The following is a 221-nucleotide window of genomic DNA, read 5'->3' on the forward strand; positions in this document are numbered from 1 at the left end:
CGCGCGGCTCGTCGGGGAACCAGGCGAGCCGGGTCCCCCCGCCGGGGGCGGGCACCGGCACCGGCAGCCGGCCCCGTCCGGCCTCGAACCCCAGCACGTGCCACCGGCGCACCGGGAGCCGGGAGAACAGCGCGACGCCGTAGCGCGGCCCGGTCGCCGGGTCGCCGGGGCCGCGCAGGACCGGGGGGTCGAGCGGGGTCCACGACGGCAGCGGGTCCGGA

1 protein-coding gene is annotated in these 221 nt (G+C 82.4%); it reads right to left on the bottom strand.

Annotated features, from left to right (window positions below):
- On the bottom strand, positions 1–221 hold a 221-nt coding region (locus GTW08_RS15775), incomplete at both ends, for a hypothetical protein (protein WP_202417229.1).

It is taken from the genome of Pseudonocardia sp. SID8383 (genome assembly GCF_009864975.1).
GTDB lineage: Bacteria > Actinomycetota > Actinomycetes > Mycobacteriales > Pseudonocardiaceae > Pseudonocardia > Pseudonocardia alni.